This window comes from Brochothrix sp. (genome assembly GCF_017549435.1).
Classification (GTDB): Bacteria; Bacillota; Bacilli; order Lactobacillales; family Listeriaceae; genus Brochothrix; species Brochothrix thermosphacta.
Genome location: NZ_JAFYUW010000096.1, coordinates 1 through 13503, shown reverse-complemented (window position 1 = coordinate 13503; position 13503 = coordinate 1). Strand labels below are relative to the sequence as shown.

The window sequence follows — 13503 nt, the reverse complement described above, 5'->3', positions numbered from 1 at the left end:
TGTTCATTCTTCAAGAAATTGGAAAAACTAAAAAACATTCGTTAGACTAGAAATTTTAGTTAGGATAGACTGGTCCATGTCTATTTAAAACTTAAATTTCAGGTCTAATGTTTTTTATTTGTTCTGAAATTTCGCAAGAGAATAGGTGTTGCAACTTGAGATAGGCAATAAAGCGAGAAACACTAATACTACCATTTAGATTTCAGGTCTCGTTATATTATTGAATCCCGTTATGAAATGTCGATAAAGTAAGCTTAGTTTTCTGGAGACATGTCTGTTTCTGATTCGAATTTCAGGTCTCGCTTTAATTTTATGTCTTTACGATATCTCGATAAAGTAGTTTCAAACGATGATACAAGCCGTAAGCATGTGATGCTTACGGTTTTTTTGATGATTGTGGTCTAATTGTGATAAACTGTTAAAGAGAATATAAGAACGGTGGAGATTAATATGGCACGTAAAATCACAGTGTTAGGGATTCCTTTTTATAATACAAAATTACAAGAGATGGTTTCTGAACTAACGGATAGAATTGATTCGCAACAAAAAACATTTGTAGTGACCGCCAATCCTGAAATTGTTATGAAAGCATACGATGACCCATCGTTTAAAGCACATATTACACAATCTGATTACATTACTGCTGATGGTATCGGGGTAGTGAAGGCGACCGAACATCTAAAAGAGCCTTTGCCTGAGAGAGTAACAGGGTTTGATATGTTTCAAAACCTGTTAGAAAGAGGGAACGCGAAGGGCTATTCGCTTTATCTCGTGGGTGGTACAGAAGAGGTAATCAATAAAACACATAAAGTCGTGCGCTCTTCTTATCCAAATATTAACTTAAAGGGATCACATAGTGGTTTTTTTGAGACAACAACAGAACGGTGTGACGTTCAAAAGGCTATTATTGATAGCAAAGCAGATATGGTATTTGTAGCGATGGGCAGCCCGTATCAAGAGACCTTCATCACCGAAATTTTACCGCAAATACAAAAAGGACTTTTCATGGGCATAGGCGGAAGTTTTGATGTATTAAGTGGCACTGTCAAACGCGCTCCGCTCTTCTGGCAAAAGTTAGGCTTGGAGTGGTTTTATCGCTTAGCTTCACAACCCACACGTCTTTGGCGTATGAAAGATTTGGTGCGTTTTTATCTTGCGGCACGTAAAGAAGCTAAACGATAGGAGGTCACATGATGAAATTCGTTGAAATGAAAATATATCGTATGAAACTGCCGCTCGCGCAGTCGTTTTCTAATTCGCAAACAACATTAACCTACCGTCGCTTTGATTTAGTGCGTTTGACTACAACAACTGGAGAAGTTGGCTGGGGTGAGACCGTAGCTTTTGAGACGCCTTGGTACACCTCCGAAACAGTGACGACTTGCCATGATGCGTTAGTGAATTATATTTGGCCACTTATCAGAAATAAAGAAATTGCTGACCCGAAAGCGCTTAATCTTATTTTAAATAAGCTAAAAGGGCATCATATGGCCCGTTCAGCTGTCGAAACATCCTTTTGGGGTATTTATGCAGAAAAAAACAAACAACCGTTGTATCGGCTTTTAGGTAGTGATAATGCCGCTGTTGCTGTTGGGATTAGTCTAGGTATGAATAATTTAGAAGATTTAATGCAAGAAGTACAAGCAGCTGTTGAAAAAGGCTATACCCGTGTTAAAATAAAAATAAAACCCGGTTGGGATATTCTACCCGTTCAAACAATCCGTCAGTCTTATCCGCATTTGAAATTAATGGTGGATGCGAATGGGGCCTATGATCTAGCAGATGTTGACGTGTTTAAAGCATTAGATGCCTATGATTTGGAGATGATCGAACAGCCGCTCGGAGATGATGATTTTATTAATCATGCAAAACTTCAACGTATCATCCGGACAAAAATATGTTTAGATGAAAACATCCATAGCATAGAAGATGTTAAAGTGGCACATCAATTAGGTAGTGCTCGTGCCATCAATTTGAAGTGGGCGAGAGTCGGCGGTTTGTTTAACGCGTTAGAGATTATTCAATACTGTCAAAAGCATGGCCTATTGGTGTGGTGTGGCGGTATGTTTGAATCAGGTGTTGGTCGATCATATAATTTAGCATTGGCATCGCTTGAGGGGCTGGATTTCCCTGGTGACATATCAGAATCTTCTCGATATTGGTCGGAAGATATCGTTGAACAGCCACAAAAATTGGTAGAGGGTCGTTTACTCATACCAAAAATTAGCGGAGCTGGATTCAACATTAGTAAAAAGCGTGTAGAGAAATATAGTGAAAAAATAGAGTCGTTCATCTGACTGGATTTTCAGAGGTGTTCTTGAGGAGGAAACAAAGTGGTTACAATTACTTTGATAGTAGTATTTTTAGCATCGGTCATATTAACACCGCTTGTGCGTAAATTTGCGTTTGCAATCGGGGCCGTTGATGTACCGAACGATCGACGTGTCAATAAAAAAGCAATGCCAACATTAGGTGGATTAGCTATTATTTTAAGTTTTTTAATTGGTTTTGTCATATTGCCTGTTGATTTGAGTTCGTTTTGGCCTATTTTAGTCGGAGCTTTTGTTGTGACATTAGTAGGTGTATTGGATGACCGCTTTGAATTGACAGCCGGCATGAAGCTATTTGGGCAATTTTTAGCAGCTTCTGTTGTTGTATTTGGTGGGAATCTAATGATTAATTACTTAACATTACCACTAATTGGTCAAATTAATTTTGGTTGGTTTGCCGGACCTTTCACCATTATCTGGATTATTGCCATTATGAATGCAATCAATTTAGTTGATGGTTTAGATGGTTTAGCAGGTGGTATCTCATCAATCGTCTTAATCTCAATTGCGGCGATGGCGTATGTATTGAATGATTTTATTGTTTTTCCGTTAGCGATGGTACTTGTTGCTGCCATTCTAGGTTTTTTAATTTACAATTTCCATCCGGCCTCTATTTTCATGGGAGATACAGGCGCGCTCTTTTTAGGGTACATGATAGGTGTGTTATCTGTGATGGGCTTTAAAAATGTGACGTTTATCTCATTGATTATTCCAATTATGATCTTAGGTGTACCATTTTCAGATACATTTTTTGCAATTGTAAGACGACTAGCACAGAAAAAATCGATTTCTGAAGCGGATCATTCACATCTGCATCATCGTTTATTGGCACTAGGATTTACACATCGCCAAACAGTAATATTGATTTATGCCTTAAGCGCGCTATTTGCGATTGGCGCCTTTACTTTTTTTATCTCGTCTTTCGTCGGCTCAATTATGTTGTTTATATTATTGCTACTAGCGTTGGAGTTACTTGTAGAGTTTGTCGGTTGGATTAGTCCAGAATATCGTCCAATCATTAATTTTTTCCAAAAATGGATGAGTAACATTACAAAATATCGCAAAAATAAACGCAAAACGAAGTAAAAGCAACTTATTGTTGCAAAACGTGTTTGATTTTCACGAATGAATGGAAAACCCTTATAAAACGGCGTTTCACAGCCGATTTATAAGGGTTGTTTTTTTGATTTGGCAGCTATTAAAATAAAAAAATAGCGTTATTTTAATAATTAAATGTAAAAATATGGGAAAAAGTGGTGAGCTATTGCAATTCATGTTCGAAAATTGACGTGTAATGAACTTTAGTTTCAATGGGATTGACGATAAGATTAGTCATAGGGAAAAACAAATGGTTCTATATAGAACTGAAAAAACATTTATTGGAGGAAGATTAGATTGAATAAGAAGAAAATTTTTGGCATAGCGATGAGTATCAACTTAATTGCGTCACCGCTATTGGTGGATGTAGCACCTGTTTTGGCAAAAGCAGATGAGAACACTCCGCAAAAAGAAAGCCGTTTTGTGAATCAAAACATTAACTTGTTGAAAAATCCAGAAATGGCACCAGCAGCAAATGGTTTAGGTGTTTCAGGTTATAACTTATATAGCTATAACCATATTAATGGGAAATTAGATGCATCTCTAAACACATCGGGTTCATATGGAACAAAAGTGAACTTTGACACGTATGTTAAACAAACTGAAAGTGGTAAGTTACGTTTCACTACTGATCTTGGAGGAATTGAGGTTATTAAAGGAACAGATGGACCTGTCGTAGAACAACAAGTGCCTGTGATTGCAGGTCAAACATATGAGTTCTCTTTTAAAGCTCAATTAGAAGGAGATAGCAGCTATTGGACACGTAAAGAATTTGCTGTTCTTTATTCAATGGGAGCGGCTCTTACCAAAGAGGTGTATGATGATACGGCTACACGTACTTTTAAAACAACGTATACAGCAACAGAAACAGGTACTATTCCAATTCGTTTCGGGATTTATCGTACATATCGTGCGAATACCGCAGGAGCAACACAACATAACTATGTGTGGGATGCTAAGGTAGTTAACGTTGACAAATCAGCGCCGGCAGCACCAAAAGCTAACCGTGTCGATACAGATAGTAGTACACTGACAGGTACTGCTGAAGCAAATACGTCAATGTTGATCAAAGACAGTGCTGGTAAATTACTTTCAACAATAAAAGTTGATGCTAAAGGTAACTACTCATTCGCTGTTAACAAACCCGCGTATAATACCGTTTATTATATTGCTAACAAAGATATCGCTGGTAATATCAGTGATGATACAAAGGTGACTGTTGCCCAAGGTAACGTTATTGCACCTGTAGTAAATCGTGTGGATGATGAGATGGATACTGTGGTAGGTCACACAGAACCAAAATCAAAAGTAATCGCAACATATAATAATGCGCAAAATGAAATGATTACTGCTGAAGCAATGGCTGATGACAACGGTGATTTCAGTGTAGAAATTAAGAGTGGTATTAAAGCAGAAACAGATTTCAAGGTAATTTCAGAGCTTAACGGCGTGAAGAGTAAAGAAACTTCTTTCCATGTTATTGAAAAGACCTATGAAACAGCTGTTGTAACTGTTGATAATTTGTTCGTAGATAAAACACACGCAGCGATTATTAAGGGCATGGATGAATCAATTATTGCAAATGCACAAGCTGATGTTGATTTAGTGAAAAATGCTGATCGTAAAGCAGAATTGCAAGTATTAGTGGATTCAGCAACAGCGATGCTAATCGAACGTAATAAACAATCAGCAGTTTCAACAGATATTGCAGACGTTTTTGCAAATGATGAAGAAACAGCATTAGTTGAAGGTGTAACAGAAGAGCAATTAGAAAAAATTGGTGCAGCAATTGCTGATTTAACAGATAAAGAAAAAGCAGCAGAATTTGAACAACGATTAGAAAATGCTCAAACGTTATTAACAGAACGACGTCATCAAGAAGCAGCAACAGCGGCGATTGAAGCGTTATTCACTGATGATACACATGAAGCGATTGGCAAAGATGTTGTAAAAGAAACAATCGATGCAGCGACAGAATTAGTATCTAAAGTAACCGATGCAGATAAAAAGGCAGAGTACACAGAACAAATTAAAATAGCACAAGAGTTATTAGATACTCGTATTGAAAATGCTCGTCTATTAGGATTAGCAAATGATGCAGTAGCAGCATTATTTACAACAGCTGATAAAGCAGAGTTGATTGCTGGTATGACTCAAGAAACAATCGATGCAGCTGCAGAAGTTGTTGCAGGTGTAAACGATGCAGATGAATCGGCTAGAACAGCGTTAGAGTCAGATATCAAACATGCAACAGCATTGTTAGTAGAGCGTCATAATCAAGAAGCCGCAACAATAGCAATCGATAAGTTGTTTGCAGATGATACTCATTCTCAAATGCACCCAGACTTAACACAAAAACAAATTGATGAAGCACAAGCATTGGTTGATAAAGTGAAAGATGCTGAACCATTAGCGAAATTCACTGCAGAAATCAAAGCAGCTCAAAAATTCCTTGATATTGAAAATGCACATCTTGCACACTTAGCAGCGACTCAAGATGCTGTTGAAAACTTATTCACAGGACCAAACCATACAGCTATTAAGAGTACAACTGATCAACGTGAAATTAATGATGTTCAAGCATTAGTTAACGCGGTTGCTTACCCAGAAGAAAAAGCGAAGTTACAAGCAGAAGTTGATAAAGCACAAGATTTCTTGACTAACACAACAGCTGTTGTTATAGAAAAAATCGCTGCTCTTTCAACAGATTTAATTGCAAATGACAAACTCACAGCAAATGGTGCAGTGGCAATGATCACAGATCAAACACAAATCGATGATGTTTATAATGCGATTGTTAAAATGCCTGCAAGTGCAAAAGATAAAGCAACTTTCACAGCGCAAGTTAAAGCAGTTGAAGATTTGTATAAAAACCGTACAAATGAGCAAGTCGGGAACCTCGTACAAAACAATGAGTTTGACCTTGGTATTACAGAATGGACAACTTGGATGTCATCAACAGCAAAACGTCCAACAACTGTTCGTGATGGTGCTGAAGGCAACAACGTTATTAAACTAGAAGGTAACTCAAGTGCTGAGCAAATTATCGAAGATTTAGACCCAAATACAACATACACATTAACTGCATATGTTAAAGCAGATAAAGGTGGACGTATCAAGTTAGGCGCTAAAAACTTTGGTGGTGTTAATACACTTGGTTCAAACTTTACTGAAGATAAATACTCTAAAGGTGAAGTAACATTTACAACGGGACCAAATAATACAAAAGCAACAATCTATCTTTATAACCCAACAGACTTAAACGGTTATGCAGATGTTGTATTACTTAAAAATGCATCAAGTGATTTAAATAAACCAGTTGTTAGTGCAGCAGTTGCAGCAGTTGACGCACTTTATGTTAACCAAATTGTAGCGGGTGGCGGTAAAGCACAACACGTCGTTCAACAAGGTGCATTACATGCAACAACAACAGTAGAAAAAATCGCTGCAGCAAAAGCTTTAGTAACTGCTTTAGATGATAAATATGCAATTAAAGCAACTTTGCTTGAAACGTTAACTGAATCAACACTCTTGTTACAACAACGTGAAGATAATAAACACAGTAACCTTTTAGTGAACAGCGATTTTGCAGCTGACTTCTCTAACTGGAAAGTATGGACAGGTGGAACAACTGCTCCTGTTATTACACAAGACAGCAACATGACAGGTAATGTTGTAGAAATTTCTCCAAATTCATCACTAGAACAAAAAGTGCAAGGATTGAAAGCCAATACAACATATGAATTGACTGTACAATCAAAAACAGATAATAACGAACCATTCAGTATCGGCGTTAAGAATACGGGTGCTGCTACTCCAACGGTTGCATTGATTAACGGCCGCACATATAACGAAGCAGTAGTTAAATTCACAACAGGTGATAACCCTGCCAACACAACAGTATACATGTACAAATCTGGTGGTAACGGTAAAGGTTACGCAGGTTTAACAACAGTTCATGAAGTAGTAAGTAACGATGATGTTGTAGCAGAAGTAACAAACTTGTTTGTGAAAAACAACAAGAAAAAGACAGCGTTAAACTGGAAAGTTACAACAGAAACTTTAGATGAATTACAAACAAAAGTTAACGTGATTGAAGATGTTGTTGTTAAAGAACGCATGAACAAACGCTTGAAAGAAGCGCAAGAATTATTAGCAAAAGTAACTGCTGAAAGACTTAACAATCAAGTGTCTACAAACGCTGATTTCTCTCTTGGTTTAGATGGTTGGAAACCATGGAATAGCGCAATTGCAAAAGTTCCAACAGTAGTGGAAAACACAGCATCATTTGATCAAGCACTCACACTTAATGGTGAAAGTAGTGTTGAACGTACAATTACATTAAAACCAAACACAGCTTATAAATACACAGTTTATGGTAAATCATATGAAACAGAACGTGTAGCAATGGGGATGAAAGCAATGGCTGATACTGTTGTTAACAGTGTGTTGATTGATGATTCAGCAGTTGATGCTGAAACAACAATTGAATTTACAACTGGACCAGCAACAACATCAGGTCGTCTCTTCATCTACAAATCTGTTGGTAGTGTTGATACATTTATCCAATCAGTACGAGTAAGTGAAGTAACAAAATAATAAATGGCTACCATTTAACACCATGACAATACAGATAAAGCTGAGTTTACACTTGTAGACTCGGCTTTATCATCTTTTTTAAATGAAATAGGAGGAACAAAAAATGAAAAAAAAGCTTGTTATATTAGTTACCCTAGCTATCTGCCTAATTATGGTAGGTTGTGCTAACACAAACAAAGAAACCAAAGCAATTACCGATTGGAAAAATGATGACGGTAATGTTTCTGACAAAGAATTTAAAGAATACACAAAAAATAATAACAGCCTTAGCTATGAAAAAGATAAATTCGTGATTAAAAAGAGCGAAAATGTCAATAAAGCCACTGCTGATGATACAAACATTACAACTTATAGCGTTTCTGATGTTTATTTGCCTAAAGATATGGCACGAAAACTATTAAAAGATGACCTCACAAAAACAGAGTTGCTAACGAAATATATAGGTGCAGCACAAGCAATTACTGTTGATGGGGATAAAACGACTGTATCTTTTGTTACAGGACCAAGAGGTTATGAAAATATAACTTTCGTTTTTGAAAAAGATAAATTAGTTGATAAAAAGAAAGATTTCTAAGAGACAGAAGTTCCTTCAATCGCAGTAGATGAAATAGAGTGAAAAACCGAAGAAAGCTGTGCGATGTATGAGGGAAAATAGGGAAAAAAACGAAACGGATAAAGGAGTAATTTATGACAGAGACAATCGGTGTTAAACAAATTTGGAACATTATTTCCCGGGGAAAGAAAATATTATTCGCCAGCACATTTATATGTTTACTCATTTCAGCTACTTACGCATTTGTGATCGCCACACCTATGTATTCAAATAGTGCGCAAATATTGGTCAATCAAACGAATCGAACGACAAATGGTCTAGCAGATGTCCAAGTGGATTTGAGTCTAGTAGATACGTATACCACCATTATTACAAGTCCGCGTATTTTAAACGAGGTCAATCATCAATTAAACGGTGATTACAGCATTGAAGGTTTAACGAAAATGTTACGCATCGAAAGTGATGCTTCTTCACAAGTCATCAAAATATCTGCAGTGGCAACGAGTCCTAAAATCGCTACAGAAATAGTAAATACAGTTGTTCAGGTATTTAAAGAACAAGTACCTACCATTATGTCAGTTAACAACGTATCAATATTGTCCGAAGCACGTGTAATGAATAAACAAAAACAAATACAACCGCAAAAACAGATGATTATGATTGTTGGCTTTTTAGCAGGGATTATCAGCGGTGTGTTGATTGTGCTCGCTCGCTTTTTCTGGGATACAACGATTAAAGAGCCCGAAGAATTACAAGCTGTGTCTGGTTTGCCACTCTTAGGTGTGATTCCACATTTCAGCCAGGATGATGTTTTTGAAGAAAGGGGACGCAAAAAATGAAACGAAAATTAAAGCAAAATCTTATTACCTTTTACAATTCAAAATCACCGGTATCTGAACAGATAAAGGCGGTGCGAACGAGCCTTAATTTTGCGACTATCGATCAAGATGCACAAGTCATTTTAATTACGTCACCGACACCTTCTTCAGGAAAATCCGTTGTCTCTTCGAATTTAGCAGTTTCTTATGCACAACAAGATAAAAAAGTTTTGATTATCGACGGTGACTTAAGAAAAGCAACGCAGCATTACCAATTTAAAGCAGATCCTTATCGCGGCTTATCTTCATTGTTAATCGGAAAACTATCGATAGCAGATGCAATTCAAGAAACGTTTGTACCCAATTTATCAGTCTTAACAAGTGGTCCGATGCCCCCCAATCCTGCAGAATTATTATCAACAAATAAACTTGATACATTAATGGATGAATTCAAAAAAAGCTTCGATATTATTATTATCGATACGCCGCCTGTCATTAATTTAACAGATGCAGTCGTTATTTCACGAGTAGCAGACGGTATCATTTTAGTGGTTCGAGCAAACCATACGCAAAAAAATGAAGTATCACGCAGTGTGGAAATTTTAAAAACAACGAATAAAAAATTATTTGGAACGATACTGAATGACGCGAAGCATGAAGTTTCTGATTACTATTATTACTAAGGAGTGACGACAATGATTGATTGCCATTCGCATTTGCTACCCGAAATTGATGATGGAGCAACAAATAAATATGTTGCCATTACAATGGCAAAACAAGCAGTAAGTATGGGTATAACAGATGTTATTGTTACACCACATTATAAAACCGCAGAATATTCCGTATCGAAAGCAGAAATGTTAATCGCACTTACAAATTTAAAAAATGAGTTGGAGTTAAATGATATACCACTTATTTTACATGCCGGACAGGAGGTTCGAATCTATGGTGAATTGGTAACTGATCTAGAAGCCGGCAATGTTCAAACATTGGCTAATAGTCGTTATGTGTTGATTGAATTTCCAAGTACATTTATTCCAAGTTATACGAAACGTCTTTTTTATGATTTATTAGTTGCGGGATTTGTGCCAATTATTGCACATCCTGAAAGGAATCAAGAGTTTAGGAATAACAGTGATTTATTATTCGAATTAGTGAGTAAAGGCGCTTTAGTACAAATAACTGCCGCAAGTTTTATTGGTGATTTTGGTCGAGCCGAAAAACGAGCTGCGATAAAATGGTTGAAGCAAAAGTTAGTTCATTTTATTGCATCGGATGCTCATAATGCAACAAAACGCAGTTATAAACTGCAAAAAGCAATGAAAAAAATTACAAGGCTAACTTCAAAAGAAGAACAACGACGTTTGCAAGATAATACGCAAAAAATTATTCGGAATGAAGCATTGGTGATAGATAGTGACGGAATCGGTTCATCACAAAGATGGTGGTATCGAAAAAAACGAAGAGAATAGAGGGAATAAAATGGTGGAAAAAATATTGATTACAGGTGGCGCAGGATTTATCGGATCACACTTGGTCGACCTTTTAGCAACAAAAGGTTATGACGTTTATATTGTAGATAATTTAAGCAGTGGTCGTATGGAGAATGTGAGTACGCGTGAAAATGTCTTTTTTATAATGGGTGATATTCGTAATGTTGATTTGATGAAATCACTTATTATCAAGCACCAATTTGATTATGTTTTTAACTTAGCGGCAGTTGCAAGTGTGGCTGAATCAATTGATAACCCACTAGAAACACATAAAGTGAATCATGAAGCAGTCGTTCATTTATTAGGTTTATTAAGAGAATATAACAGCAATCTTAAACGGTTTATTTTCTCATCATCAGCTGCAGTATATGGTAATTGTCCAGAGTTACCGAAAAAAGAGACGTCCGATATTCGTTTGTTGTCACCCTATGCAATCGATAAATATGCATCTGAGCAGTACGTTTTAGCATACGGTCGTTTATATGACTTGCCAATGGTAGCCGTTCGTTTCTTTAATGTTTATGGTCCGAGACAAAATCCAGCATCAGATTATTCAGGTGTGCTTTCAATTGTTAAAAATTGTTTTGAACAAAATAAACAGTTCACGATATATGGAGATGGTACACAAACACGAGACTTTGTTTATGTGAAAGATGTTATTCAAGCCTTGGAGTTAGTAATGTTAAAAAATGAAATGCAGCATGCGGTCTACAATGTTGGAACAGGTCGTTCGACTAGTTTGAATGATATTATCGCCGCATTATCTAAGAGTTTTGAAAAAGAACTGAACATAACAGTAAAAGCCAGCCGTGCAGGTGATATTAAAGATTCATTGGCGGATATATCAGCGATTACGTCGCATGGTTATCAACCACATTATGATATTAATAGAGGATTAAGTGAATACGTGAAGGAGGAATTAGAAATATGTTTCAAATAGCCAATCGTAGTATTTATAACTATACTAAAAAAATTCAACATTTAGAAAGTGTACATACACCTTATATCAAAATAAAACGTTTCAGTGATGTGAGTATCAGTTTATTGCTTTTTATTCTGACAGCACCGATTATTTTAATTGCAGGGATTGCTATTCGTATAGAATCGAAAGGCAGTATGTTTTATCGACAAGAGCGTGTCGGTTTTATGGGACGTCCAATTATCATTATTAAATTGCGTTCAATGTACACTGACGCTGAAAAAAATGGTGCGCAATGGGCTAAGGAAGAGGATTCACGCGTCACAAAGATAGGGGCATTTATTCGCAAAACACGCATTGATGAATTGCCACAACTATTAAATGTTATACGAGGGGACATGAGTTTGATTGGTCCACGTCCAGAACGTCCGATATTTACGCGTCAATTTTGTGCAGAAGACTTTGGTTTTGAACGTCGTTTAGTTGTGAAGCCAGGTTTAAGTGGCTGGGCTCAGGTTAACGGTGGGTATGACATAACCCCGAAAGAAAAATTGCAGCTTGATGTAGAGTATATCCGTAACTATGGCTTAAAGATGGATATGCAAATATTTTTTAAAACAATAAAGGTGGTATTTAATGGTGATGGAGCAAGATAAACAGTTAGTCAGCGTTATTGTACCAACGTATTGTCGTCCAGTAGCGATTATTGAACGAGCAATTGCTTCAATCGCTGCTCAAACATATGAACGAGTTGAAATAATATTAGTGGATGATAACGCAGAACATCCGGAGTATCGTGAAAATAATCGTCGGGCATTTAGTAACAGAGATCAGCTTGTTTTAATAGAAAATGAAAAAAATCTAGGTGGTGCTTTGAGTCGCAACGCAGGAATTGTTGCGAGTCAAGGTAGCCATATTACTTTCCTCGATGATGATGATAAATATCTCCCTGAAAAAATAGCCAAACAGTTGGCATTTATGCAAGAAGTCGCATGTGATTTATCATTCGCAAATCTCAATATCGTGAATCAACAAGAAAAAACAGTGGATTATCGCGAATTTTCTAACCTCGTTGATTTTAAAACAGACACCCTCATGAAATACCATTTGCAACACCATATTACAGGCACGCCAACGTTTATGTTTAAACGGGAAGCGCTTTTTAAAATTGAGCTTTTTGATGATATCAGTATGGGGCAAGAATACATACTCATGTTGAAAGCAATCGAACAAAAATTGACGATTCGCTATTTTGATAGTTGTGATGTTGTTGCTTATCGTCATGATTTAGGTAGTATTTCACAAGGTCGTAATAAAATTATTGGTGAAAAAAACATGTATAAAATAAAAGAAACATACTTTGATCAATTGAATACAAAAGAAATTAATTATGTGAAATTTAGACACCGTGCAGTTTTAACAGTGGCTTATAAACGTAATAAACAAATAACAAAAGCATTAGGATTGGCTTTATATACCGCGTGTTCACACCCGTTGGTATTAATGCAATCTGTCTATCAATTTATAAGAAAGATTCAAATGAATCGACAGGAGTTGGAAAAATGAGTGTACAACAATTAATAGATAATAAAGCAAAAGTAGCCGTTATTGGCTTAGGATATGTGGGCATGCCCTTAGCAGTTGGTTTTTCTGCTAAAGGAATCGCTGTGATTGGTTATGATCTCAATGAAAC

At 36.6% G+C, this 13503-nt stretch carries 12 protein-coding genes; all 12 read left to right on the top strand.

Going from position 1 to position 13503, the window contains the following annotated elements; all coding sequences use genetic code 11:
• Positions 1 to 450: 450 nt before the first annotated feature.
• The gene (locus IKV95_RS06340; protein WP_287451537.1) at positions 451 to 1182 is read left to right on the top strand and encodes a WecB/TagA/CpsF family glycosyltransferase; all 732 of its coding nucleotides are present in this window, start codon (positions 451 to 453) and stop codon (positions 1180 to 1182) included.
• 11 nt (positions 1183 to 1193) lie between these two features.
• Positions 1194 to 2297, top strand: a complete 1104-nt coding sequence (gene menC / locus IKV95_RS06335; protein ID WP_069125930.1) for an o-succinylbenzoate synthase — start codon at positions 1194 to 1196, stop codon at positions 2295 to 2297.
• Between the two features lie 36 nt (positions 2298 to 2333).
• Positions 2334 to 3416 carry a glycosyltransferase family 4 protein gene (locus IKV95_RS06330; protein ID WP_051535946.1) on the top strand — a complete coding sequence of 361 codons (1083 nt, stop codon included), beginning with the start codon at positions 2334 to 2336 and terminating at the stop codon, positions 3414 to 3416.
• A gap of 309 nt (positions 3417 to 3725) precedes the next feature.
• Positions 3726 to 8027, top strand: coding sequence for a toxin Cry1Ac domain D-VI-related protein (locus IKV95_RS06325; protein WP_287451536.1), 4302 nt, complete (start codon positions 3726 to 3728; stop codon positions 8025 to 8027).
• A gap of 103 nt (positions 8028 to 8130) precedes the next feature.
• On the top strand, positions 8131 to 8601 hold the full coding sequence (locus IKV95_RS06320) for a hypothetical protein (RefSeq protein ID WP_029090867.1): 471 nt from the start codon (positions 8131 to 8133) through the stop codon (positions 8599 to 8601).
• Positions 8602 to 8714: 113 nt separating this feature from the next.
• Positions 8715 to 9419 carry a YveK family protein gene (locus tag IKV95_RS06315; protein ID WP_029090866.1) on the top strand — a complete coding sequence of 235 codons (705 nt, stop codon included), beginning with the start codon at positions 8715 to 8717 and terminating at the stop codon, positions 9417 to 9419.
• Positions 9416 to 10081 (top strand): CpsD/CapB family tyrosine-protein kinase, encoded by a 666-nt coding sequence (locus tag IKV95_RS06310; RefSeq protein ID WP_029090865.1) that lies wholly within the window; start codon positions 9416 to 9418, stop codon positions 10079 to 10081. The genes IKV95_RS06315 and IKV95_RS06310 overlap by 4 nt, the downstream gene beginning before the upstream one ends.
• 12 nt (positions 10082 to 10093) lie before the next feature.
• A complete protein-coding gene (locus IKV95_RS06305; RefSeq protein ID WP_287451535.1) occupies positions 10094 to 10870 on the top strand; it encodes a tyrosine-protein phosphatase in 777 nt (258 codons plus the stop codon).
• 10 nt (positions 10871 to 10880) lie between these two features.
• Entirely contained in the window at positions 10881 to 11831 is a 951-nt protein-coding gene (locus tag IKV95_RS06300; protein WP_069118731.1) for an NAD-dependent epimerase/dehydratase family protein, read from the top strand.
• Positions 11819 to 12466 carry a sugar transferase gene (locus IKV95_RS06295; RefSeq protein ID WP_029090863.1) on the top strand — a complete coding sequence of 216 codons (648 nt, stop codon included), beginning with the start codon at positions 11819 to 11821 and terminating at the stop codon, positions 12464 to 12466. The genes IKV95_RS06300 and IKV95_RS06295 overlap by 13 nt, the downstream gene beginning before the upstream one ends.
• Positions 12447 to 13376 carry a glycosyltransferase family 2 protein gene (locus IKV95_RS06290; RefSeq protein ID WP_069133797.1) on the top strand — a complete coding sequence of 310 codons (930 nt, stop codon included), beginning with the start codon at positions 12447 to 12449 and terminating at the stop codon, positions 13374 to 13376. Before IKV95_RS06295 ends, IKV95_RS06290 begins: the two co-directional genes overlap by 20 nt.
• The coding region (locus IKV95_RS06285; RefSeq protein WP_287451538.1) for an NAD(P)-binding domain-containing protein at positions 13373 to 13503 on the top strand (131 nt) is incomplete at its 3' end. The genes IKV95_RS06290 and IKV95_RS06285, both read left to right, overlap by 4 nt.